Here is a 23,905-nt window from a genome sequence, read left to right on the forward strand (position 1 = left end):
CTCGATAATCTCCCCAGGAGCAATTACTGAGATAATTTGAGCAGGGTGCGCTCGGTCAGCCTTTAATAAATTTATTATCATGAAGACAACTGCAAACCTGCAAGACCCCAGCATTGTGACTTCAACCTTTCCGTTTCCAGATCGACCAGAGCAGCAACAGAGTAACGAACTAGATACTCCTCTCAAACGGCTATATCAAAATGCCATTTCTGGCGAAGAAGTTATTGCACTTTTACAGAAATATTGGATGCTGCCACAATTACACCGAGAACTAATTCTCGATGAAGAATTAGCCTCGATTATGTGTAGCCAGGAGGAAATTTTTAGTGCCTACAAAGCTTTTTATCAAAAATATCAGATTAATTCTGATGAAGATCGCGCTGCTTGGTTAGAACGCAATAATTGTACGCTAGAACAGTTCGAGCATTCAGTAATGCGAACGCTCAAACTCGATCGTTTTAAACAATTAAATTTTAATGGTAAAGTTGATTCTTACTTTTTACAACGCAAAGCTCAACTCGATCGAGCTACTTATTCATTATTAAGAGTAAAAGATCCACATCTAGCTCAAGAACTCTTTTTTAGGATTCAAGATAAAGAAGCAACTTTTACCGAACTTGTCAAACAATACTCCGGCGGACAAGAAGCCGAAATCGGCGGCTTGGTCGGCCCCCACGAGCTATCGGTACCGCACCCGCTCTTGGCTCAGAAGCTCAGTTCGCTCAAGCCGGGACAATTGTCTACTCCGGTGCAAATTGCTGATTGGTTTGTCGTAGTTAGATTAGAAAAATATCTACCCGCTCAATTAGATAAAACCATGAGATCGCGATTGGTTGAAGAGTTGTACGAGCAATGGTTGCAAGCAAAGTTAGCTCAATTAATAAAGATTAAAAAGTAACATTTATTGTAATTGTTATTCGATCGAATAAAGGCCATGGAAGCGAGACAGCGATGCATACGACAAAGGAGGTTTCCTCCAGATATAGCGCGTCAAGACAGACAGCGGACTTTGTAACACTAGCCCCGTTCTGCCTTCTGCCTTCTGCCCTCTACCTTTTGCCCTCTGCCATCTGCCTTTTATGACTTATACTCCCACCACCCCCGAAGCCTTTCTCGCTCAAATCGAGCCTTTCAATCAGCTCTCGGCAAGTACTCAGTCCAGACTCGCCAAAGTCGCCCAGTATTATCGCTATCATGTCGGGCAACCGATCGCCCTGCGCGATCGGATGTCGGCGCAGATTAATATTGTCGTCGAAGGCACCGTGCGTCTGCTAGGATACCCGTCCGAGCATACTTCCCCCGTCACCTTAGAGCGGTTAGAAACTGGCAGCACGATCGGGGCAATTGGTACGATTAGGGGCGTTCCGTGCGAGTCGGCGATCGCTTCAACTGAGGCTATTTGCCTGAATATTCCCACCGAATCATTCATGCAAATTGTGGCTACAGAGCCGATTTTAAAGGAATATTTTTACGATCGACCGACCTCGATCGAAATTTTTGAATTACTGCGCTTAGAACTAGAGCAACACCCCAATCAAGAACAATTACTGCAACTATTACTCGATGTTCAAGTTTTTGAAAACTGCTGAAGTGTATGATATGGGATGAAGGATCGGTATAGAAAGGTAAAGACATGCTACTCAATAAGCCTTTGCCCTTCATCGAAGACTTTATCAACGAATTGAACAAGGGACTGAAAAGTTACAATCCAGATGGGGGCTTGAGCAGAATTCAGCGTGGATGGATCGGATTCTGTCTGATGGGCATAATACTGACGAACAGCGTATGCTGGGCAAGATTTGAACGGGTGAGCCTGGGGAAATACAGCCTGGGAGCCTTATCATGGATGTTTCGCAAATCCAAACTGCCATGGGAGATGATGCTTCAAGTTAGTATAGCAATAGTGCTCAAGCAGTATGGTATTTCTGGAGGTACTTTGGTGACTGACGACTCAGATCATCAGCGCAGTAAGAAGACACCAAGGTTATTCAAAACCCATAAAATCAGAGACAAAGGTAGCGGGGGATATATAAATGGTCAAAACATAGTGTTATTAATACTAGTTACTGACAAAGTGAGCTTGCCAGTTGGATTTGAGGTCTATCAACCTGACCCTCAACAACAAGCATGGACAAGAGAAGATCAACGTCTGAGAAAGAAAGGTATCGCGAAAAAAACCGCCCAGAGGCTCCACCCCATAATCCAGACTACCCAACTAAACCAGAATTAGTGTTGCGATTAATGGAGCAGTTTCGGAAGCACCACAGTCAAATCAAGATCAAAGCCGTCGTTGCTGATGCACTATATGGTCAGGCAAAATTCATGGATGCAGCATCAGGCTTATTTGGTGGAGTCCAAGTCATTAGCCAATTGCGTTATAACCAAAATATTCGTTTTCGAGGCCGAAAACAAAGCCTAAAGCACTATTTTTCAAGTTATCCGGGAGTTCCTCAAGAGTTGAGTATTCGAGGTCAACCTGCCATTACAGCCAATGTTGGAAGTATCAGAGTGGAAGTTTGTGCTCACGGAAAAAAGCGATTTGTGATTGCGCTGAAGTATCCGGGTGAGCAAGATTATCGATATTTAGTTGCTACGGATCTGACTTGGCGCACCATAGATATCATCCAAGCGTATACACTGAGATGGTTAGTAGAGGTTTTCATCGAGGACTGGAAGTCTTATGAAGGTTGGGCGCAGTTGGCCAAGCAAACAGGTAAAGAAGGGACAAGCCGTGGCCTGACCCTGAGTCTGTTGCTTGACTTATGCCTCTTGCTTCACCCGAGACAAATAGCCCGCGTTGACAGCAAGCTGCCCGCATATACTGTGGGCAGTCTACTCCGCAATCTTCAGATGGAAGCTTTGTTGTTATATTTTGAGCAGTTGCTACAAGCACCTAATCCGGTTGAGCAGTTGAATCAATTAAGTCAATCAGTTCAGGAGTTTTCCTTTTGAGATCGTCTGGTAAACATATGAGTGGTAGAGATTTAGGTCGCTTAGAACCCACTCCCTCCCTCAATCGTCGAGCTGTAGCTTAAAAACTTGAACATCGAGTATTAGGCGTTGATTCGCTCAAAGAATTGGCTCTCAAAGCCGTGGACTCGGCGGTAGTTTATACGTCGCCCCAGGATATCCCCAGCGCACTCAAAAACTGGGATTGGTTCGTCGCCAGCCAATTAGATGCGGCATCTGCGAGTGCTGCGGCGCGGATTTATACGATCGGCGATCGCATCGATCTCGATTCCTTCCAATCCAAACACAAACTCCGCCTGGTGGGAATTTCGCCTGAGATCTTACGCTTTACGACACCCGAAGATCGCGATCGCATTATTGATATCGACGACTCGATCGAAATCGATCGATCTTCAGATCTCGTCGTCGCTACACCATCCGAAATCCCCTACGCGCCAGATCTCCCTCTTACGCTCGATAAACCTGCCACCAAGTCCGAGCGGAAATATGCGCTCGTCCGAGGTAAAGGTCAAATCGACGGCAGCGTCGCGTGCTTTGAAATGCTCGCCAACCAGTACAAAATTCCCTTCCGGCGCGACTCGGTACGCAAAATCGTCGCCCATCATATCGAGCAATCTGGTGGTGGTATTTCCCTCCAATTTTGTGGGGCGGTAGTAGACTTTTTAGGGCTACAGGGGCAGCTAGCAGGCATCTCCGTCGCCGATATCCAACGAATTCAGGTACCAGCCCTAATTAAGTGGGAAGACCGCCTAGCGGTGATTTGTGCTGTCTCTAACGATACAGTGACGATTGCGCTGCCCGATAGCGGACTGATTCAGCGCACTCCTCAAGAGCTAGTCCTCAACCAGGAGTCGGCACCCGAAAAACCTACCGATGTCATCCCGATTCTCCTAATTCAAGCCACCCGCTACACACCAGAGCAAAAGTTTGGTATCAGTTGGTTTTGGCCGTCTTTGGTGCAATATAAGGGAGTCTTAATTGAGGTCTTAATTGCTTCATTCTTTATCCAATTATTCGGGCTGGCAAATCCGTTAATTACTCAGACAATTATCGATAAAGTCTTGATGCAAAACAGCGCGACTGCGTTAAATGTCTTTGGAGTGCTGCTGATTGGTGTTGCCATCGGCGAAGCCTTATTAACCAGTCTGCGGACGTATTTATTTGTCGATACCACCAATCGGATCGATTTAGCATTAGGTTCGCAAATTATCGATCGATTGTTGCGCTTACCGTTGCGGTACTTTGAAAAACGCTCCGTCGGGGAACTTTCCACCCGCGTCAACGAATTAGAAAATATCCGTCAATTCCTGACAGGTACCGCCCTCACCGTCGTCCTCGATTCGGTCTTTTCAGTGCTGTATATCGTGGTGATGTTGATTTATAGCTGGTTGCTGACACTCGTCGCTCTCGCCACCCTGCCGCTATGTATTCTAATAACTACGGCTGTCTCGCCGATCGCCCGCAAACAGTTACGCGACAAAGCCGAACGCAATGCTCGATCTCAATCGCACCTAGTTGAAGTAATTTCTGGCATCCAAACCGTCAAAGCCCAAAACGTCGAACTGAGATCGCGCTGGAAATGGCAAGAACGCTACACCCAATACGTGATGTCTGGATTCAAAACCGTCGTCACCTTTACCACCGCCAATTCTGCCACCACATTTCTCAATCAGCTCTCTAGTTTATTAGTCCTCTGGGTGGGCGCGTATTTAGTCCTAGACGGCAAACTTACCCTCGGACAACTAATCGCCTTCCGGATTATTTCTGGCTACGTTACCAGCCCCTTATTGCGACTGACACAACTGTGGCAGAACTTCCAAGAGACGGCACTCTCCCTCGAACGGATCGCCGATATTCTCGATACCCCCATGGAATCTAACGAGATCGATCGCGGTAACATTCCCATGCCCACGATTCGCGGTAACGTTAAATTCGATAACGTCTCCTTCCGCTTTGCCCCCACAGGCGCACTCAATCTCGATAACGTCAACCTCGAATTTGCCGCTGGTAAATTTATCGGCATCGTCGGGCAAAGTGGCTCCGGTAAAAGTACGCTGATGAAATTATTACCGCGTCTATATCCCCTCGAATCGGGTCGCATTTTGGTTGACGATTACGATATTTCTAAAGTCGAACTCTACTCCCTGCGCCAACAAATCGGCATCGTCCCTCAAGATACCCTATTGTTTGAAGGCAGCGTCCAAGAAAATATCGCCCTCAACCTCCCCGACGCTACTACCGACCAAATCATTCAAGCCGCCACGATCGCTCACGCTCATGACTTTATCATGGAGCTACCTAATGGTTATAACTCCTCCGTCGGCGAACGCGGCTCCGGCTTATCTGGCGGACAACGCCAACGCATCGCGATCGCGCGGACGATCCTCCAAAACCCCCGCCTGCTGATCTTAGATGAAGCCACCAGCGCGCTCGATTACGAATCCGAGCGTCAAGTCTGCACCAATATCGCCGCCGCATTCCAAGGCAGAACGGTCTTTTTTATCACCCATCGACTCACCACGATTCGCACTGCTGATGTCATCTTGATGATGGATCGCGGTGTCGTTGCCGAACTCGGTACTCACGAGGAATTGATGGAATTAAAAGGACGTTATTACTGTCTCTATCAGCAACAAGAATCTCAATTGTAGGGAACAGGGGATACGAGATAGTAAATAATTGTCCTTCTATATAGATCTGTAGGGACGGGTTTAGGGAATTTAATATCGATTTTACCGAGCGAGATCGAACAAACCCGCCCTCCTCTATCCTACGTTATCTACACAAATTAGTAGTATGGTGGGCAGTTCCAGCTCTACAAAGTATTTGATATTTAATTACGCCTAGCTACTATTCAGACAATGCGATTTCTCTTTCCTAGCGATTACTTCAAACCAAAAAGAGTAGATCCAACATACGCCGAGCAATTCGCTCTTTTTGACGATCGCGGCTGCGCGACTTCGGTAATTTCTTTGGAAAACTTAAGTTTGGATTCATCCACAATTTATCCCCGATCGAATCCAGGAGAACGATTAATTTATCGAGGCTGGATGCTAGCACCCGATGATTATTCAATATTAGTTAAGGCTGTTAGAAATACTGGTGCTCAGATGTGGATCGATCGCGATGAATATCTCAGGACACATTATTTACCTAATTGGTATCCCTTGCTTGGCGATCTGACTCCAGAAACTCATTGTTTCGATGTAGACGATCGCCTAGAATCTAAATTAACAGAGCTAGGCTGGAGCCAGTTTTTTGTCAAAGACTATGTAAAATCTCTCAAAACCTCAACTGGCTCGATAATTAATTCACCCTCAGCAATTAATTCACTCATAGCTGATATGCAAAAATTCCGAGGCACGATCGAGGGTGGTATTTGTGTCAGAAAAGTTGAAGACTTCATAACAGAAACAGAGCGACGTTATTTCGTCATTAATGGTCGAGTTTTTGCTGCGTCACCAGATCTAGAAATTCCCAAGATCGTGACTGAATGCGCGCGCCGGATCGATAGTAAATTCTTCTCGATCGATTGTATCGCTCGCCGCGATGGTCGTATTAGAATTGTCGAAATTGGCGATGGACAAGTCTCTGGATTAGTTGGCTGGACGGTCGATCGATTTGCAAATTTGTGGACTGAATTTACGATTGATTAGGATTTTGAAAAGATGGTACCTGTGTCCCCTCCACATGCTTTAACCCCCAAGCCGCCACCACTTTTAATACCGGACGTAGGCTCTTGCCCTCATCCGTCAATTGATAATTCATCCGCCGCGCATGGTTGCTATAGGGCTGCTTTTCCACCAATCCCAATTCTTCGAGCAACTTGAGCCGACTGGCGAGGATGTTTGTGGAGATGCCTTCTGGTGACTCCAAAAACTCCTCAAATCGTTGCTTGTTAAAAAACATCATGTCGCGAATTATCAGCAGCGTCCAGCGATCGCCGATGAGATCTAGCGTACAGGCAACAGGGCAGGGAGAACGCTTAGAGAGTGTCATGAAACTTTTAATTCGCTCGCAATTTTTTGCATTTTACAAGTTATCTCTGGTAATGTTAAATCTAACTTGCATTTTAAAACTTAGATATGAGCCAGAGCGAACAGCGCAAACCATTTGAGATCGAACTACACTTACCTGTCAAAACTTATGATATTGACTTTGCAGGAATTGTCAGCAACATTGTCTACGTGCGCTGGCTAGAAGATCTGCGCCTCGAAATGCTCGGTAGCTTTTTCCCGCTTCAGGATCAAGTCACAAATGGATTTGCCCCAATTGTCTTGCAAACGACGATCGACTACAAGCAATCCATTCAAATGCACGATCGACCGATCGGGAAAATGTGGATGGAATCGCTCGCATCATTGCGTTGGGTAGTTGGCGCAGAAATTTTGTTAGCAGGAAAAGTCTCGGCGATCGCCCAGCAGACGGGTATTTTTGTCAATCTGGAAACCAAAAAACCGATCCGCATTCCCGATCGTTTGCAACAGCAATATAATGAGTCTCGATCTAATTAATTAGATGAATCCAGCCAGCACAATTTACATCGTTAACGGATCGATCGCTAGTTAGCGAGTATTAATTACCCTATCTGAAACAGGTTTACGATTGCGATCGGCTCGAATAATTCGCGGTCTTCATCTAGGTTTAGAGCATAGCTAGTAGTCTACAGTATAAATCTGGATACTATATAGTAGAACCATCTATTCACTAATCCCCACTCATGCTAGCGATCGCACTTTCTAGATTCATCAAATTGCTACCAATTCTGTTCTTAACTTCCACAATTTCGAGCGAATCTATCTCCTTACCATTATTACCTCGCGTTCGCATAGCGGCTGCTAGCAGCATCGCCCAAAGCCAGACAGATCGAGCAACAGAAATCGATCGACTCATCCAACACTTTAAGAGTAAAGATCTCTACGTGCGATCGAAGGCAACAAAAGCACTAGGAAAGATCGGAGTAGTAGCCATCCCAAAATTGCTACCACTGCTTAAAGATAACAATGCAAACGTGCGATCGAGTGCAGCAGAAGCAATCGGATACATGGGAGCATCTAGCAAAATAGCCATACCCAATCTGCTCCCACTATTTAGAGATAAAGATGAAACCGTGCGACTTTATGCCGCAGGAGCAGTAGGCAAGATGGGAGCGGTAGCCATCCCAAAACTGATGCCACTACTCAAAGATAACGATGCAAACGCTCGATCGAGTGCAGCATTCGCACTAAGATCTGTGGGAGAAAGTGGCAAAGTAGCCATACCCACTCTCATCCTACTGCTGAGAGATAACAATCCAAATGTGCGAGTACAGGCGCAATACGCATTAGGCGATCTCGGAGCAGTCGCCCTACCTAGCTTGATTCCATTACTCAAAGATCGAGACAAAAACTTGCAAATTGGTGCTATGAACGCACTAATGCAGATGAGAGAAGTGGGCAAAGCAGCCATCCCCGATCTGCTTCCCCTAATCAAGGATAAGGATGAAAAAATAAGTCGTTCTGCCCTATCAACACTGACGAGTATGAGAGCATCGGCAATGCCCAGCCTGATTCCATTACTCAAAGATAACGATCCAGAGATTCGAGCGCAGGTAGCAGGATCGCTAGCAATGATGGTGTACCAGGGAGTATCGGTTAAAGCAGCAATACCCGATCTGATTCCCTTACTAAAAGATCGGAATACAAGCGTGCGGATTGGTGCTATAAGTGCATTTGCAATGATAGCAATGTCAGGAGAATCAACCACAGCAGCCATCCCCAATCTGCTCCCACTGCTCAAGGATGAGGATAAAAATGTGCGCATTGGTGCTGTAGCTGCACTAGGAAACATGGGAGAGCCAGCCAAGGCAGCAGTACCCGATCTGATTCTACTACTTCAGGATAAAGAGATCCGATGGCGGGCGATCGATGCGCTGGGAAACATTGGCGAAGCAGCTAAATCGGCCATCCCCCAGTTAATTCCACTGCTTAAGGATGAGGATGGAATGATAAGATCTCGTGCCGAATCCGCACTGGGAAAAATCGGATACAAACGCTAATTATTCGAGATATAAATATTTAATATTAAAAGCAAGTGGTTAATCGATCGATTCAATTTCTTCATTGTAAATGACTCGATCGAGTTAGCGATGATATGTTCAAAAAAACATTCATTCTCAACTCAACCACTGTATGCAAGGAAAACTCTACGATTTTTAGGATTCACGATGAGTATGCGACCACCACGCCCATTAGCAAAAAAACTACCAGGTTTTGAAATTGCCTCATCGATTTCATTTTCGATGTGTCGATCGATTGAAATACCAAAGCCATAGCGATCTAAATGCTCTTCGATCTTGTTAACATCTGTTATCGGCGTTTTTTGCCATTTTCGATATAAATCGCTATTGTTTCCTTGCCTTGGCGTCAAATTAACAAAATATTCAATTCCAATTTTTTCGATATCGCTCGCAATTTTATCCGGTAACTCATATACCAAGACTCCTGTTTCATTGCCACCAGGGCCAAAACCAAATACCTCTTCTTTTGTATAAACAATATTTGAAACACTTAGTTTTTCAGGAACGAAACTGAGCCTGTGCTCTCGTTCCATACTTATGAAAACAACAGCTAGCAAGACACTCAGCGGGATCGACAATAACAGTAGCTTCAAAGAGTTTTTCAAACTTGTTTTCCTACCAATAATAGTAAGTAATTAGATTATGGCGATCGCAATGGCACGAGTGTTGCTTTTAATCGCTTCTGCATCGTAAATGGGCGGCGCACGGGGGCAATTTCGGCGGTTGTAGGTGTTACCGTCCAGTCATATTTTTGCAGCAGTGTCGAGAGAATTATTTTCATCTCCATTTGGGCGAGTTCCACGCCGATGCAAATATGTGCGCCACCACCAAACCCGATTAGAGAGTAAGGATATTTTTTATCTTCCTCGCGCGGTGGCGCGAATCTGTCGGGATCGAACGTATCGGGATTTTGATAAATTTCTGGCAGGCGATGAGTTAGCATCGGGGAGATAAAGATAAACCAACCAGCGGGAATTAAATAACCAGCATATTCGATATCTGCTAACGCCACGCGGGCAATGAGAAAAGCTGGTGGATAAAGGCGTTCGCCTTCTTTGATAACATTTGTCATGTCGGGCAATTGCCGCAGATGAGTCATTGAAATCGGTTCTGTACCCATCACTTGCTGCTGCTCGTCGCGCAATCTTTGTCGCCATGCGGGACTATTACCCAGTTCAAATAACAACCAACTCATCAGCGTCGATGTGGTATCGTGTCCGGCAAAGAGAAACGCCATCACTTGGTCGATTATCTGCGTTTCGGTAAATTTATTACCATCTTCATCGATCGTATTTACTAGCAAACTGAGTACATCTGTAGACCTGTCTAAATCGCCCCGTGCGGCTCGTTCGGCGATAACTTGGAGAATATAGTCAGCAATCTTACGACGTGCGGCCTGTCCGCGACCGTAGCTAGTCAGGGGACTGTCCCAGCGGATGACTCCAGATACGCTATCGACTAGGGTATTAAACCACTCGCTCACTTGCTGGACTTCTGCGGTACTTTCGCTACCTAAAAAAATCTTCACCACAACAGTCAGCGTCAGTTTGTGGAGTTCCGCACTCAGATCGATCGTACCGCGTTCGCCCCAGTCCGCTATTGCCTCGGTGACAACTGACTGAATCGTGTCAAAATAACCTGCGATCGCCTGTTGATGAAATACAGGCAAAATTAGTTTCCGATTCGTGCGATGTGCTTCGCCATCTTTGAGCAACACGCTATCCGCCGAGATCGGTTCTAATAATTTATTACCCAACCGCGATGATAGCTTGTCGGCTGCATCTTTGAATACCAGCCGATTGGCATCTGGCCCGGCTAGACATGCTGTTTTGCCAAAGATGAGCGATGATGATTTGAAAATATTGCCATTAGCTTGGTGTTTTTGCCAATAAAATTCTTCGCGCTTGGTGAGAAAACTAATCAGTTCGCCGATAATCGGCAATCCATAGCTACCAGGCATCAGATCGGCAGACTTGAGGTTATTATTCATCACCATAAATTTTTGCTCGGCGGACATCGATCTGGGTTCGGTCAGGCTTTTATGCTAACGAAAATTTTGCGACTAATGGGGAGCGTGTCACTTTTGCAAAAGTGACACGCTCCTAAATTATTAGAACCTATGTCAAGCAATAAATTTGCAATAAACAGAATCGATACTATCAGTACATTACGACCTACGGCGAACACCTGCCGGAAGTGACTGAATCGAAGTGTAGCTAATGATTTTTTAGATTTTTGGAAAGCACTATAATTATTTGAATCTATTATTACCGAGATCGAGACATCTAGATGCAGTTTCTGAGAGCTAACTGGTGGAAATTAACGTTGTTGGGCGGGGCTGTCGCTGTGGCAAGTTGGGGCGGCTGGGGCTACGCCGACCAGCGCAGACCGACACTGATTGCTCTCAATACGAATACGGGCAAGCTAGCATGGGTGTACCCGCTCGCAGATGACTTCGGTTATAGCAAAGGCCCGATCGCAGGCAATGGCAAAGTCGTACTCGATGGTTGCATAAAAACGGCTGATAAAAACTGTGGAGCCTATCAAATCCAGACGTTTGATGCTCGATCTGGCAAGCTACTGTGGCGCGATCGACCTACTGGGGAATACGAGCCATACGAAATTGCCTCAAATCAATCCGCTGTTATTCAAAACGATCGACTCTATCATCAGCTTGAGAATCAATTGCGCTCGATCGATTTGGCAACGGGAACACAGCAATGGCAGATCCCACGGCGGTGGTTTTCTAGGAATGGTATCTGGTTTGGAATGGGCTTAGTCGCTCGATCGGATAAATTAGCGATGCTGGAGCTTGGCAATCGCCAGCGATCTCTCCAAATCCTCGATCCCAAAACAGGCAAGCTGCAACAGCAAGCAACCATTACAATACCCAAACTCGAAAGTACGCGCCACATCATCGCGACTAACGATCGCACTCTGTTTCTTGAAACTTCTGGATTAGTGTCAGCAGATACTCCGAACACATTTTACGATCGTGGCACATCTGCCGTCACTGCTTACAACAGCAAAACTCTCCAGCCGCGCTTCCGCACAGACATTAAGAGTAGTGGTATTTTTCAGATGGAACCAATCGGAAATATCTTGCTACTTGGCAACTACAACGACTACGATCCCAAGACGGAAGGGGCCGCACTGATGGCGATCGATGCCAATACAGGAAAGACGATCTGGCAAAAAACGCGCAGCCAAATCGACTGTCATAGTTGGAGTGGAAATGAGTATCAAGTAGATGCGGATACTGTTTATTTCGACTGCAACCGCGATGGTGAATACAATCTAGAGGATCGGAGCCGAATTGTGGCGCTCTCTACACAAACCGGAGCGGTCCGATGGCAAACACAACTCAGTGCTGATTCCTCAATCCGACATTTGCCCGCTGCGATGACCGCTCGACAATACCTCACCTTCCGCAGGGTAACTAAGGCAAAGGCAGATCGAACTCAAGTAGTTGCGCTCGATCGCCAAACTGGGAAACTGCTGTGGGCATTTCCGCTGTTTGATGATGAGGGTAAGTATCGAGGCTTTCGTGCCATTGTAGCTGCTGAAGACGATCGCTTCTTTGCTCTCAATCTGCTACCGCGTTGGCAGGTATGGTTGCTACAAATGGATCTGAGTTGGTATATAAACCAGCCGATCGCGAACTAAGATTGGATAGGCTCGATCGAGACAAATGTTGCTGTTAACTTTTTCTGTTTCATAAATGGCTGGCGCACTGGCGAAATTTCGGCAGTAGTAGGTGTTACCGTCCAGTCGTATTTTTGCAGCAATGTCGAGAGAATTATTTTCATCTCCATTTGAGCGAAGTCCGCGCCGATACAACTATGTACGCCACCGCCGAAACCAATTAATGAATATGGCTGTTTCTTATCCTCCTCGCGCGGCGGTGCAAACCTGTCGGGATCGAATAAATCTGGATCTTGGTAAATTTCTGGCAAGCGATGGGTCAGTAGTGGAAAAATGAGTATGTACCAACCTGCGGGGATGAGATAACCTGCATATTCGATATCGGCGATCGCCATGCGACTGATGAGAAAAAGTGGTGGATAGAGACGTTCGCCTTCTTTGAGGACATTACTCATTTGAGGGAGTTGGCGCAGATGGCTCATAGCAATGGGTTCGTTCCCAACTACTTGCTGGTGTTCGGCTCGGAGTTTTTGCCGCCATTCGGGACGATTGCCCAACTCAAATAACACCCAATCCATCAGGCTAGATGTGGTCTCATGTCCGGCAAATAAAAATAGGATCGCCTGATTGACGATCTGGGTTTCGGTAAATTTATTACCATCCTCATCGACAGTATTCATCAATAGCCCTAAGACATCCAGCGCATTTGCTGGATCGTTGCGATCGACTCTTTCTCTAATTACCTGCCGAATGTATTTGACAATTTTGCGGCGAGCCGCTTGCCCACGTCCATGAAGGGTGAGGGGTGTATCCCACTTAAAGAGGCCGTACAGACCTCCAGTTAAAGTAGTAAACCACTCGCTCACTTGCTGGATCTCTGCCGTTTTTTCGCTGCCTAAAAAAGTCTTCACCACGACAGCCAGCGTCAGCTCGCGTAATTCGGCATCGAGATCGATCGTCCCGCGTTCGCCCCAATCAGCTACCGCCGCCGTCACCACCGACTGTACCGTATCAAAGTAAGCAGCGATTCTCCCTTGGAGAGGCTTCGCCAACGCCTGTTGATGAAATACTGGCAAAATCATCTTTCGACTGGTACGATGCTGTTCTCCATCTTGAAGTAACACTGCATCGGTACTGACGATCGGGGCGAGATATTGATTGCCCAATCGAGATGATAACCTGTCGGCTTGCTCCTTTAACACTAGGCGATTAGCGTCTGGGCCGACTAGACAGGCAGCTTTTCCGAATCCTAATGCGGCTGTTTTAAACACATTGCCGTGCTGCTGGTGCTGCTGCCAATAAAATAGCTCTTGCTTGCTGATGATGTTGATGATTTCACCAAAAATCGGCAATCCAAAGCTACCCGGCATCATTTCAGCAGACTTGAGTCGATCGGTCATAGCCACAAGTTTTTTCTAGGTGGACATCCAGGGTAGAGCTTTTATACTAACCAAGATTGCCCCCCGAATGCCAATCGAGAGATCGGCTAATGTCATGAATCGATCGATCCAAATGTAGCTATTAACTTTTTCTGCATACTAAACGCTTTGCGGACTGGCAAAATTTCCGCAATGGTAGGGGTTACTGTCCAATCATAATTTTGCAGCAAAGTAGAGAGAATTATCTTCATCTCCATATTGGCAAAGTCCATGCCGATGCAACTATGGGCACCGCCACCAAAACCGATGAGAGAGTAAGGGTATTTCTTATCTTCCTGACGCGGGGGCGCAAATCTGTCTGGATCGAATGACTCTGGATCTTTATAAATTTCTGGCATTCGATGAGTCATGCTGGGAAAAATCACAACATACCATCCAGCCGGAATAATATATCCCGCATATTCGATATCTTCGACTACCGCGCGACTCAGCGCGTGAACTGGTGGATAGAGACGTTCGCCTTCTTTGAGGACATTACTCAGTTGAGGGAGTTGGCGGAGATGTTGGAGTTTTAATGGCTCGTTACCCGCCACTTGTTGCAGTTCGGCGCGTAACTTTTTTCGCCATTTGGGACGATTGCCCAGTTCAAACATCAACCAACTCATCAGGCTCGATGTGGTTTCATGGGCGGCAAATAAGAATCCGATCGCTTGATTGATAATTTGGTTTTCGGTAAACTTATTCCCATCTTCATCGACGATACTCATCAAAAAGCCGATGACATCTTTGGATTTCTCTAAATCTCCCAGCTCGATTCTATCTTTAATAATCTGCCGAATATAGTCAGCAATTTTGCGCCGCGCCGCTTGTCCGCGTCCGTAAAAAGTCAGGGGATTATCCCACTTCACCATGCCATTGAGACTATTTACCAGCGTGACATACCACTGGGATACTCGATCGATTTCTTCCGTTTTTTCGCTCCCCAAAAAAGTCCTGACAGCGATCGCTAGTGTTAGTTTTCGCATCTCTTTTTCTAGGCTAATCGTGCCCAGCTTGCCCCAATTTGCCACTGTTTCGGTGACAACCGCCTGAATCGTGTCAAAGTAAGAGGCGATCGCTTGATGATGGAACATCGGCAAAATTAGCTTCCGACTGGCGCGATGCTCTGCACCATCTTGCAACCTGAGTTCGATGAGGCTATGCCTCATCGAACTCAGATGTGACAACATGTTCAGCTTAATAGCAAATTTTATGTAAATTTTGGCACGATAAAACCCATCATTAAGATGATTAATGATTGAAAATATTGAGTTAAGTTAATAAATAAATAATCGGCTAAATAGGAACAATACTAAAGAAGTTTTGAGCAGGCTCATCTAGCTTCAAACTCGGCTTTTTAGGTTGATGAGTATAAGCAATTAATGCTGTAATCAGATTTAGCATGAAATTATGCAAGCTCCGATGGCGAGAATGGACTAAATAACAAATATTTTTTAACTGGTCATTTACCGTTTCAATCAGCGAGCGTTTCCGAAGTGATATTTTGTCATCCATCAAGATGAGCTTGTTTTTCATATTAGATTTTAGTGGCGTAATTAGCTGCAATCCTTTATTTAATAATTCTTCAAATAGTTCTTTCTTAATATATCCTTTGTCTCCAAATATTTTTCCTGATATTCCCTGTGTCATTGATGGCAAATGTGTGCGGTCATCGACATTGCCAGGTGTGATTTTGCAGCTTAATATCTCTCCGCAATCATTAATAATTAAATGAAGCTTGAATCCAAAGTACCATCCCATAGAACTCTTACTCAGCTTGGCAGTTTCTTTGAAAACCTTATTTCTTTTAATTCTTTTTGGGTGACAAACTGGAATAGCCGTGCTATCCACGAAACTAATTCCAGTCACCTTACCTTGACGAGAGTTGAGATAATAAAGGCAAGCTATTAAAACATTTGGCATCAACTCCACCATTCTATTGTAACTAACCAATTTTGGAAAATAATCAGTTAAGTTTTGACAAACATTTTTGAGGTAATAATCCTTAAATGTTCGATAGCTTGACTGATGGAAATGAATAGAAATAGTCATGACCTCGCTCAGTGATAGGCCGCAGCGTTTTGGTAAGCTATTACCGTTGGCAGGGAAAGATATTGATGAAAAAGTTGCCAGCCAATCTTGGCAGAAATCATCTATTTCACAAAATAGTTCGGTTAAGTCCATCATCTAAGTGTGGTTTTCTAATATATATATTAATTTAACCAGAATCAGAGATTATACATAAGGGTTGCAATGCTATTTGTACTTTTATTTGCCGACCGCTCCTCAGAACTTTTAATAACTTATTAATTGTTAATTATTTGTAATTATCGATCGACGTTTTACTTCCAAGTCATTATCAATAATCAAAGCTTATTGATAATGACTTGGAAATATCTCATTTTAATAATTGATGTTTATGACTCAAGCACAGTCAGAGACTTGATTTGATGATGAGGCACAGCCTCATCGAACTCAGGTTTGCAGCAACACCAAATCTTTACTCACGATCGGTTCTAGCGATCGATTCCCCAATCGCGATGATAACTTGTCAGCGGCATCTTTTAACATCAATTGATTAGCCTCTGGCCCAATCAGACAAGCACATTTACCAAAGCCGAGCGCGGCTGGGAATGATATTTTGAAAATATTGCCGTACTCTTGATACTGCTGCCAATAAAATAGCTCGTGGTTGACGAGGGCACCGATCGTGTGTCCGATGAACGGCAATCCAAAGCTCCCAGGCATCATGTCAGCGGACTTAAGTTTATCCGTCATAACAACAATTTATTCCAAATTGTGACATAATTATTTTATGAGTAAGTCCTCATCTTTGTCAAGTGATCGAACTCTTCGTCGCCAACCCCAGCAACAACGCGGGAAACAGCGCGTAGAGAAGATTCTCCTTGCCGCTGCGGAAGTTTTCGCCGAGGCAGGATTTGCAGCAGCCACGATCCAACAAATCGCCGATCGAGCCAATACTGCTGTCGGTTCGATTTACCAATTTTTCCCAGATAAATTAGCGATTTTCCAAGCTCTGCTTTCAGAGCACATGCAGCAGCAAGAAATCTTGGAGACAAATTTTTTTGCTGCCGATCTGAATCGCCCACTTATGCAACTGATCGGCGAATATATCGATACCCTAGCTTGCTACTTTGAACGGCCTATTCCGCGCTGTATCGCCTTACAAGACTATTTACAGCCGATCGCTGGACTGTCTAATCTAGTTGAAGACATGCCAGAGCAACTATCGATATCATTGAAAAGACATGCCAATTTTTATCGACAACGCAACCCTAATTTGAGCGAAGCCAAAAGTGAATTACTTACGGAAGTTGCTCACAATATGTCAAATAGCTTGTTTCTGAGTGCGCTCAAGAGTGATGCAACACACCGCCAGGAAATTTATGCCGAAATCAAGGATGTGCTCTACGGCTATCTCAATCCGCACATCGGCGACCATTTACTCCCAGTGTCTAATCAATTGATGATATGCCCCGACTGTCAGAGCGATCGAGTGGCGAAGAACGGTCGCCAGCAAGGCAAACAACGTTATATATGTAGAGGATGTGGGCGGCAATTCCTCGATCGATACACGCCTAGAGGATATCCTCTAGACGTTAGACAGAGGTGCCTCGCTCTCCATGCGCAGGGAGTCGGCTTTCGGGAAATCGAGCGTCAGACGGGGGTAGATTGCAATACGGTGATTAATTGGGTGAAAAATCTTCAAGCACCTAGTGGGTAAAATAAGTTTAAACCTCTTCTAAGAGGATGTCTGAAAAGTCTAATTGCTTCGTTTGCAGTGGGTAAATCCCCCTGTCTTGTCGCACACAAACGGGAGGGAACCTCCCGTTCGATGCGCCGCTAAATCCCCCTTAAAAAGGGGGACTAAGAGTCTGGTTCCCCCCTTAAAAAGCTATCCATTACCCACAGATCGTGTAATATTTGCATTTCGAATATTACACGATCTGTCCCCAAGAACCAATAACTGACTAGAGTTGAGTTAGAATCGAGTTATAAATCATCAAAAAAGAGGTCAAAAATGGAAACTTGGGTAGCATGAGAGCTAAGATATCTGTCGATGAAAGATGTGCGGCTGAAGCAGAGATTAATTACTTTAGTAGAACAACTAAGTTGTAAACCAACTGAAAGTATCCCACTGGCTTGCGGAAACTGGGCAAAGACCAAAGCTGCATATCGATTTTGGGACAATAAAAAAGTGGATTTCAACGAAATTATTGCCGCTGGTCAATTAAGTACGCTAGACAGAATGAAAGATGAGGAAATCATCTTAGCTATTCAAGATCCAACGGATCTAGATTTTACACACCATCCACACACTCAAGGACTAGGACATCTAGAGGCAGCTTATTTACGCGGAATCAAGGTACATACAACACTAGCCGTCAGCGGTGAGGGCGTTCCCTTGGGTGTACTAGGACAAGAAATTTGGACTAGAGATCTTGAGACAATTGGTAAAAAGCACAAAAGAAAACAGAAAGAAACTAGTGAAAAAGAAAGTCAAAGATGGTTGACAGCCCAGCAACAAACAGTCATTAATACTCAGGGTAAACAGAAAATTATTACTGTAGCAGACCGAGCAGCAGACATTTTTGATTTATTCAGTCAAGCCAGTAATAACAATGGTGATTTTCTGATTCGTGCCTGTCATAATCGGAGAGTTGAGAGTGAGTTATCCTATCTAATTCCGACGATTGAGGCGGCACCGATTGCGGGTGAAATGAATGTGGAGATTAAGCGAAATTCTCATAGTGCCGCAAGAATTGCCAGACTCAATATTCAGTTCATGAGTATGACTATTTATCAACCAGCGAATCGGACAATTGCCCAGTCATTGCCACCAGTAACAGTCAATGTCATCTTAGCGACAGAGACTGATTTCCCGCCGTTTCTTGTGAGTGCATCTTAGAACCAGATGAATGGCAAGCTTTAGCTTGTCATCATCTAACCTGAGTTCGATGAGGCTGTGCCTCATCATCAAATCAAGTCTCTGACTGTGCTTGAGTCATAAACATCAATTATTAAAATGAGATATTTCCAAGTCATTATCAATAAGCTTTGATTATTGATAATGACTTGGAAGTAAAACGTCGATCGATAATTACAAATAATTAACAATTAATAAGTTATTAAAAGTTCTGAGGAGCGGTCGGCAAATAAAAGTACAAATAGCATTGCAACCCTTATGTATAATCTCTGATTCTGGTTAAATTAATATATATATTAGAAAACCACACTTAGATGATGGACTTAACCGAACTATTTTGTGAAATAGATGATTTCTGCCAAGATTGGCTAGCAACTTTTCATCAATATCTTTCCCTGCCAACGGTAATAGCTTACCAAAACGCTGCGGCCTATCACTGAGCGAGGTCATGACTATTTCTATTCATTTCCATCAGTCAAGCTATCGAACATTTAAGGATTATTACCTCAAAAATGTTTGTCAAAACTTAACTGATTATTTTCCAAAGTTGGTTAGTTACAATAGAATGGTGGAGTTGATGCCAAATGTTTTAATAGCTTGCCTTTATTATCTCAACTCTCGTCAAGGTAAGGTGACTGGAATTAGTTTCGTGGATAGCACGGCTATTCCAGTTTGTCACCCAAAAAGAATTAAAAGAAATAAGGTTTTCAAAGAAACTGCCAAGCTGAGTAAGAGTTCTATGGGATGGTACTTTGGATTCAAGCTTCATTTAATTATTAATGATTGCGGAGAGATATTAAGCTGCAAAATCACACCTGGCAATGTCGATGACCGCACACATTTGCCATCAATGACACAGGGAATATCAGGAAAAATATTTGGAGACAAAGGATATATTAAGAAAGAACTATTTGAAGAATTATTAAATAAAGGATTGCAGCTAATTACGCCACTAAAATCTAATATGAAAAACAAGCTCATCTTGATGGATGACAAAATATCACTTCGGAAACGCTCGCTGATTGAAACGGTAAATGACCAGTTAAAAAATATTTGTTATTTAGTCCATTCTCGCCATCGGAGCTTGCATAATTTCATGCTAAATCTGATTACAGCATTAATTGCTTATACTCATCAACCTAAAAAGCCGAGTTTGAAGCTAGATGAGCCTGCTCAAAACTTCTTTAGTATTGTTCCTATTTAGCCGATTATTTATTTATTAACTTAACTCAATATTTTCAATCATTAATCATCTTAATGATGGGTTTTATCGTGCCAAAATTTACATAAAATTTGCTATTAAGCTGAACATGTTGTCACATCTGAGTTCGATGAGGCATAGCCTCATCGAACTCAGGTATCTAGGTTCTCCTGTGCCACTAGCACAGCCACCATCATTGGGGGAAGCCGTTTTGTGGATTGCTCAACTGGGTGGTTTTTTAGCCCGTGCTGGTGATGGTGTACCTGGTGTTAAGACAATTTGGCGTGGATTCTCTCGGTTGACAGATTTAGTCAAGATGTGGAGATTACTCAATGCAGCTCTGCATCCCATCTAGAACTTCTCGATTTACGGGACAGATCGTGTATTTTTTGCAGTGCAAAAAATACACGATCTGTGGGTAATGGATAGCTTATAAAAGGGAGGAGAAGATTCTAGAGATTTATGCGAACTACTTTTACTTTCTAACTGTTTCTCTTTGTGAGAATGCTATGGTAACGAGTTATGGATGATTGTAGTGCTGGATTTATTTTTGCTAGAAGAACCCGGATCTGTGGGGAGAAAATCTGCGGGTTCAGTTTTTGACGTTGCTGAATTAAGGCATGAAAACATCGGTGGGGCAATTCATAAATTGTCCCTACCGATGAGAAAGAATTCTCTGTTCGCCTGTCGCTCCCAGCCGCCCCGCCCCCGAACCAATTCTATTAAAACTTCACCCGCGTCGGTTCTACCTCTTTAACGACTCGATCGAGCGGTTGTTTGCGCTGTTTTCCGGAAAACACATTGACCTGGTAGACCAGGGCATTTGTAATATCTAGGGCGGTCATCCAGCCGCTTTTGCGGTGATAGGCACCAGTTTCGATATTTAGCCAGCCGGGACCTTGAGCGACTTCTCCAGGTCGGACACCGGGGAGCGTGAAGGTAATTGTGTGTCCGGTAATGATGGTTTTGTCGGGAAAATAGGGAAATTGATTGCTCAAAAACTTTTCTCTAATCCAGCAAAATTGCTCGTTATTTTGCTTATCGAGCGATCGAAATGGATCGACTCCCGCATGGACTAGAAATACATTGCCTAAATCGAGATAAGAGGGCAGACTGGCAAACCATTTCATGTCGTCTGCTGGAATCCCACCATCGCCATAGCTTTCCAATGTGGTGTCGCCGCCAGATGGTAACCAATGGCGTAGTGACATTTCATCGATTTTGCCATGATTGAGTGATGTCAATAACATCACTTCATGATTGCCCATCAGGCAGGGATAGTTGCGCTCCCGAATCCACTTGACTACCTGCGCGCTTTTGGGGCCACGATCGATGACATCGCCCAAAAAATACACCCGATCTTCTGGCGCGATCTTACAAAAATTAATCAGTTGCAGCATCCCATCGTAATGACCGTGGACGTCACCGATGGCAAACTGTCGGGGTTTAATGCTATTCTTCGATTGAAAAAAGTTAAACATAGAATAGTTAGTACTGGATGATATCGATCGGTTATTAACCGATCCCTCAGCCGTAGGGTATCGCTCTCGTTTTAACGTTGGACGTTAGATAGTCGTATTGGATACTATATTTCTCATTATTGCTCAATTTCTAGATATGAGGGCTGAATCTATCTTTTAGCTACTTGACGGGGATCGGGGCGCGCCAGGTGGGGAAAAGCAGCGAATGTCTAGCAATTTAAGTAGTCTATTCCCAGCTCTTGTTTGTATTATCAAACTTTACGAGTTCTAATCGTTCGATCGATTTTGCTCTATTTGCGAAGATCGGTCTGGAAAGAATTGGTGGTGCATGTTTTCAACCCAATCGGGATAGAAAAAAGCGATGGCGATGGCGATGGCGGCAAGTAGTCCGATGCTAGTAGTTATCCATAAGAATAAGTTAATAAATCTACTCAATGCGAACTGCGGTGTGGCACCAGAATCGCCTTCAGACGATCGATTTTCGCGATCTAACCTATTACCTCCTAAAGCTACTAACTGACTGCCTAGTCGCGATTTTTCGGTCGATACTTGACAAGACATCAGCACTAACGAGATATTATCATCACCATTTTGGCGATGGGCTAATGCCAGCCAAGACTGAACGGCTTCGGTGAGGGGAATATCAGTCTGAAGGATGCGATCTGCGTACTCTTGCCACGAACGTTCGACCAAATTTCGATCGCTCAAACCATCCGAGCAGAGTAATAAAATGCCATCTTCGATCGCCATAAATCGCTGGACTGTAGGTCGGATCAGCTCTCCAGGCTTCATACCCAGTGCTTGAGTTAGAGCTGTCGCATCGGGGCGATTGGCACTATGCCACGGAACGTCGCGACCTTGTTTGACTTCGCGAGTGGCGATATCATCATCGAGCGTGAGTAATTGGCAGCGATGGGGGGTAATCCAATAGGCCCGACTGTCGCCGACGTGGGCGATATAAATCTCATGAGAATTGCCGACACCATTGTGGTTGGGAATACGCTGATTGACTTGGAGAGCCATCACCATGGTAGTTCCCATCCGACGGCGATCTTCGCGGCCTTGGGTTTGGTTTTGAGCGGTAATAGTATTATTAACCACCCGGACGATCGCACCGATCGTATTACAGATCTGTTCGGGAGGGACGATTTCCTGAGAGTTAATCAGCTCTTGTAACAAGAGCTGGGTTTCGATTTTGAGGAGTTTGACGGCCATTTGACTGGCAACTTCGCCGCCTTCATGTCCAGCGACACCATCGCAGATAATCGCAATTTTGCCGCCAGTGATGTCTTGAGCTAGTTCGAGTGGGGTGGGGTAATATGAATCTTCATTATGCTCGTAGCTAGCTCCAGCATCCGTACCGCCGGCAATCTGCCATGCTAACGGGAGTAGGGCGGCTTGCTCGATCGCGATCCGATTTAGTTCCGCAGAGACATCTCGCAAGGATACGCGTTCCGCTTCCATTTTCATAAATAGGGTGGTCAATCGATCTGCAATTTCCAGATTGGCACCGCCAAGGGCTTGCAGCCAGAGCGTTCCCAGTTTGGCCAGTGTCACTTTGTTACTAGCCGTGGTATAGTCAGGAATTAATTCGCACAAGCGCAGACACCAACCATCGACTCGCAAGTTGTCCATCACCACCAAACTTGACAAGACGCCAGTACCAGCCAGCGGTGCCCATAGATCGATCGCTTGCCACAACCAATAGGCTTGATACAGTGGCGTTGCCGTACTCCAGGCTTCGAGCAAACTGGGGAGTAATTTGCCTTCACTATCGATCGGGACATTTTCGAGCAGGGGAATCTCGATCGTTTCATGGGATCTTTTGAGCGAACAAAAGCCATGTAGTTGGGGTAAATGTAGCTTGTACTGGTATAAATGTGCGTAGGCTAAAGCTTGGCGTGGCAGGGGCGATAAGATGTCTGGGGGTTCTTGCGGCTTGGTATCCAGCCACAATTGTGGCGCGATGACATGATATCGATCTTCAACTAATCGATCGGCAGGTATCCAAGTTGCTTGTCGTTCGGCAGCCCAGAGATAACGAGACATCACGGGTTGGGCGGTAGTCATGGTTTAGGAAATCGGGGGTTCGGACGGGGGTATCCCGATCGAGAGATTTTTTGCAAGCAAAAAGTATCGGGATTCAGTTTGTAGTTTACGCTAGAAATCGAGATTTTCAACATA

Annotated in this window: 20 protein-coding genes and 2 pseudogenes; 13 read left to right on the forward strand and 9 right to left on the reverse strand. The window is 44.9% G+C overall.

Going from position 1 to position 23,905, the window contains the following annotated elements:
* The first annotated feature begins 79 nt into the window (after window positions 1–79).
* The 6 genes from CHA6605_RS14570 to CHA6605_RS14590 all read left to right on the forward strand — a co-directional run bounded on the left by CHA6605_RS14570 (window position 80) and on the right by CHA6605_RS14590 (window position 6,626).
* Window positions 80–898 carry a peptidylprolyl isomerase gene (locus CHA6605_RS14570; protein ID WP_015160211.1) on the forward strand — a complete coding sequence of 273 codons (819 nt, stop codon included), beginning with the start codon at window positions 80–82 and terminating at the stop codon, window positions 896–898.
* 181 nt (window positions 899–1,079) lie between these two features.
* Window positions 1,080–1,589, forward strand: a complete 510-nt coding sequence (locus CHA6605_RS14575) for a cyclic nucleotide-binding domain-containing protein (protein ID WP_041548077.1) — start codon at window positions 1,080–1,082, stop codon at window positions 1,587–1,589.
* A gap of 44 nt (window positions 1,590–1,633) precedes the next feature.
* Window positions 1,634–2,230 carry a hypothetical protein gene (locus CHA6605_RS35785; protein WP_232432086.1) on the forward strand — a complete coding sequence of 199 codons (597 nt, stop codon included), beginning with the start codon at window positions 1,634–1,636 and terminating at the stop codon, window positions 2,228–2,230.
* Window positions 2,231–2,241: 11 nt separating this feature from the next.
* Complete coding sequence (locus CHA6605_RS35790; protein WP_232432087.1) at window positions 2,242–2,952, forward strand: hypothetical protein; 711 nt, start codon at window positions 2,242–2,244, stop codon at window positions 2,950–2,952.
* Window positions 2,953–3,077: 125 nt separating this feature from the next.
* Complete coding sequence (locus tag CHA6605_RS14585) at window positions 3,078–5,621, forward strand: peptidase domain-containing ABC transporter (RefSeq protein WP_157259992.1); 2,544 nt, start codon at window positions 3,078–3,080, stop codon at window positions 5,619–5,621.
* 210 nt (window positions 5,622–5,831) lie between these two features.
* On the forward strand, window positions 5,832–6,626 hold the full coding sequence (locus tag CHA6605_RS14590) for an ATP-grasp domain-containing protein (RefSeq protein WP_015160213.1): 795 nt from the start codon (window positions 5,832–5,834) through the stop codon (window positions 6,624–6,626).
* Here the strand turns inward: CHA6605_RS14590 and CHA6605_RS14595 are convergent.
* Window positions 6,613–6,969, reverse strand: coding sequence for a winged helix-turn-helix transcriptional regulator (locus CHA6605_RS14595; protein WP_015160214.1), 357 nt, complete (start codon window positions 6,967–6,969; stop codon window positions 6,613–6,615). The genes CHA6605_RS14590 and CHA6605_RS14595 overlap by 14 nt on opposite strands.
* A gap of 86 nt (window positions 6,970–7,055) precedes the next feature.
* Here CHA6605_RS14595 and CHA6605_RS14600 point away from each other — a divergent pair, with 86 nt between their 5' ends.
* Both CHA6605_RS14600 and CHA6605_RS14610 read left to right on the forward strand, forming a co-directional pair.
* A complete protein-coding gene (locus CHA6605_RS14600; RefSeq protein ID WP_015160215.1) occupies window positions 7,056–7,484 on the forward strand; it encodes an acyl-CoA thioesterase in 429 nt (142 codons plus the stop codon).
* Between the two features lie 206 nt (window positions 7,485–7,690).
* Window positions 7,691–9,007 carry a HEAT repeat domain-containing protein gene (locus CHA6605_RS14610; protein WP_015160216.1) on the forward strand — a complete coding sequence of 439 codons (1,317 nt, stop codon included), beginning with the start codon at window positions 7,691–7,693 and terminating at the stop codon, window positions 9,005–9,007.
* A 122-nt stretch (window positions 9,008–9,129) separates the two neighbouring features.
* Here CHA6605_RS14610 and CHA6605_RS14615 read toward each other — a convergent pair whose 3' ends face one another.
* Together CHA6605_RS14615 and CHA6605_RS14620 are read right to left on the reverse strand one after the other, a co-directional pair.
* The gene (locus CHA6605_RS14615) at window positions 9,130–9,633 is read right to left on the reverse strand and encodes a hypothetical protein (protein ID WP_015160217.1); all 504 of its coding nucleotides are present in this window, start codon (window positions 9,631–9,633) and stop codon (window positions 9,130–9,132) included.
* Window positions 9,634–9,668: 35 nt separating this feature from the next.
* Window positions 9,669–11,045, reverse strand: a complete 1,377-nt coding sequence (locus CHA6605_RS14620; RefSeq protein ID WP_015160218.1) for a cytochrome P450 — start codon at window positions 11,043–11,045, stop codon at window positions 9,669–9,671.
* Window positions 11,046–11,317: 272 nt separating this feature from the next.
* Between CHA6605_RS14620 and CHA6605_RS14625 the strand changes: the two genes are divergently transcribed.
* Window positions 11,318–12,694 (forward strand): outer membrane protein assembly factor BamB family protein, encoded by a 1,377-nt coding sequence (locus tag CHA6605_RS14625; protein WP_015160219.1) that lies wholly within the window; start codon window positions 11,318–11,320, stop codon window positions 12,692–12,694.
* Here CHA6605_RS14625 and CHA6605_RS14630 read toward each other — a convergent pair.
* The 4 genes from CHA6605_RS14630 to CHA6605_RS14645 form a co-directional block, all read right to left on the reverse strand.
* Window positions 12,691–14,073 carry a cytochrome P450 gene (locus tag CHA6605_RS14630; protein ID WP_015160220.1) on the reverse strand — a complete coding sequence of 461 codons (1,383 nt, stop codon included), beginning with the start codon at window positions 14,071–14,073 and terminating at the stop codon, window positions 12,691–12,693. The genes CHA6605_RS14625 and CHA6605_RS14630 overlap by 4 nt on opposite strands.
* 92 nt (window positions 14,074–14,165) lie before the next feature.
* Entirely contained in the window at window positions 14,166–15,260 is a 1,095-nt protein-coding gene (locus CHA6605_RS14635) for a cytochrome P450 (RefSeq protein ID WP_051038875.1), read from the reverse strand.
* A gap of 127 nt (window positions 15,261–15,387) precedes the next feature.
* Window positions 15,388–16,275, reverse strand: coding sequence for an IS982 family transposase (locus CHA6605_RS14640; RefSeq protein ID WP_015329006.1), 888 nt, complete (start codon window positions 16,273–16,275; stop codon window positions 15,388–15,390).
* Window positions 16,276–16,566: 291 nt separating this feature from the next.
* Complete coding sequence (locus tag CHA6605_RS14645) at window positions 16,567–16,869, reverse strand: hypothetical protein (protein ID WP_157259993.1); 303 nt, start codon at window positions 16,867–16,869, stop codon at window positions 16,567–16,569.
* Window positions 16,870–16,924: 55 nt separating this feature from the next.
* Here CHA6605_RS14645 and CHA6605_RS14650 point away from each other — a divergent pair, with 55 nt between their 5' ends.
* The 4 genes and pseudogenes from CHA6605_RS14650 to CHA6605_RS14670 form a co-directional block, all read left to right on the forward strand.
* On the forward strand, window positions 16,925–17,836 hold the full coding sequence (locus tag CHA6605_RS14650; RefSeq protein ID WP_157259994.1) for a TetR family transcriptional regulator: 912 nt from the start codon (window positions 16,925–16,927) through the stop codon (window positions 17,834–17,836).
* A gap of 330 nt (window positions 17,837–18,166) precedes the next feature.
* Window positions 18,167–19,021 carry an IS4 family transposase gene (locus CHA6605_RS14660; protein WP_315874947.1) on the forward strand — a complete coding sequence of 285 codons (855 nt, stop codon included), beginning with the start codon at window positions 18,167–18,169 and terminating at the stop codon, window positions 19,019–19,021.
* A gap of 335 nt (window positions 19,022–19,356) precedes the next feature.
* Window positions 19,357–20,243: pseudogene (locus tag CHA6605_RS14665) on the forward strand (IS982 family transposase).
* Window positions 20,244–20,421: 178 nt separating this feature from the next.
* Window positions 20,422–20,595, forward strand: a pseudogene (locus tag CHA6605_RS14670) (IS4 family transposase); the annotation flags it as partial.
* 367 nt (window positions 20,596–20,962) lie between these two features.
* Here CHA6605_RS14670 and CHA6605_RS14675 read toward each other — a convergent pair.
* Both CHA6605_RS14675 and CHA6605_RS14680 read right to left on the reverse strand, forming a co-directional pair.
* Window positions 20,963–21,721 (reverse strand): metallophosphoesterase family protein, encoded by a 759-nt coding sequence (locus CHA6605_RS14675; RefSeq protein WP_015160223.1) that lies wholly within the window; start codon window positions 21,719–21,721, stop codon window positions 20,963–20,965.
* A 267-nt stretch (window positions 21,722–21,988) separates the two neighbouring features.
* A complete protein-coding gene (locus CHA6605_RS14680; protein WP_015160224.1) occupies window positions 21,989–23,791 on the reverse strand; it encodes a PP2C family protein-serine/threonine phosphatase in 1,803 nt (600 codons plus the stop codon).
* Window positions 23,792–23,905 lie beyond the last annotated feature (114 nt).

It is taken from the genome of Chamaesiphon minutus PCC 6605, from assembly GCF_000317145.1.
Taxonomy (GTDB): Bacteria; Cyanobacteriota; Cyanobacteriia; order Cyanobacteriales; family Chamaesiphonaceae; genus Chamaesiphon; species Chamaesiphon minutus.

Bases quoted from the DNA above. Each gene is read 5' to 3' on its own strand.
- CHA6605_RS35785 (WP_232432086.1), top strand. From the start codon at position 1,634: ATGCTACTCAATAAGCCTTTGCCCTTCATCGAAGACTTTATCAACGAA.
- CHA6605_RS35790 (WP_232432087.1), top strand. From the start codon at position 2,242: ATGGAGCAGTTTCGGAAGCACCACAGTCAAATCAAGATCAAAGCCGTC.
- CHA6605_RS14570 (WP_015160211.1), top strand. From the start codon at position 80: ATGAAGACAACTGCAAACCTGCAAGACCCCAGCATTGTGACTTCAACC.
- CHA6605_RS14680 (WP_015160224.1), bottom strand. From the start codon at position 23,791: ATGACTACCGCCCAACCCGTGATGTCTCGTTATCTCTGGGCTGCCGAA.
- CHA6605_RS14620 (WP_015160218.1), bottom strand. From the start codon at position 11,045: ATGTCCGCCGAGCAAAAATTTATGGTGATGAATAATAACCTCAAGTCT.
- CHA6605_RS14600 (WP_015160215.1), top strand. From the start codon at position 7,056: ATGAGCCAGAGCGAACAGCGCAAACCATTTGAGATCGAACTACACTTA.
- CHA6605_RS14610 (WP_015160216.1), top strand. From the start codon at position 7,691: ATGCTAGCGATCGCACTTTCTAGATTCATCAAATTGCTACCAATTCTG.
- CHA6605_RS14595 (WP_015160214.1), bottom strand. From the start codon at position 6,969: ATGACACTCTCTAAGCGTTCTCCCTGCCCTGTTGCCTGTACGCTAGAT.
- CHA6605_RS14640 (WP_015329006.1), bottom strand. From the start codon at position 16,275: ATGGACTTAACCGAACTATTTTGTGAAATAGATGATTTCTGCCAAGAT.
- CHA6605_RS14575 (WP_041548077.1), top strand. From the start codon at position 1,080: ATGACTTATACTCCCACCACCCCCGAAGCCTTTCTCGCTCAAATCGAG.
- CHA6605_RS14635 (WP_051038875.1), bottom strand. From the start codon at position 15,260: ATGAGGCATAGCCTCATCGAACTCAGGTTGCAAGATGGTGCAGAGCAT.
- CHA6605_RS14590 (WP_015160213.1), top strand. From the start codon at position 5,832: ATGCGATTTCTCTTTCCTAGCGATTACTTCAAACCAAAAAGAGTAGAT.
- CHA6605_RS14630 (WP_015160220.1), bottom strand. From the start codon at position 14,073: ATGACCGATCGACTCAAGTCTGCTGAAATGATGCCGGGTAGCTTTGGA.
- CHA6605_RS14675 (WP_015160223.1), bottom strand. From the start codon at position 21,721: ATGTTTAACTTTTTTCAATCGAAGAATAGCATTAAACCCCGACAGTTT.
- CHA6605_RS14625 (WP_015160219.1), top strand. From the start codon at position 11,318: ATGCAGTTTCTGAGAGCTAACTGGTGGAAATTAACGTTGTTGGGCGGG.
- CHA6605_RS14645 (WP_157259993.1), bottom strand. From the start codon at position 16,869: ATGACGGATAAACTTAAGTCCGCTGACATGATGCCTGGGAGCTTTGGA.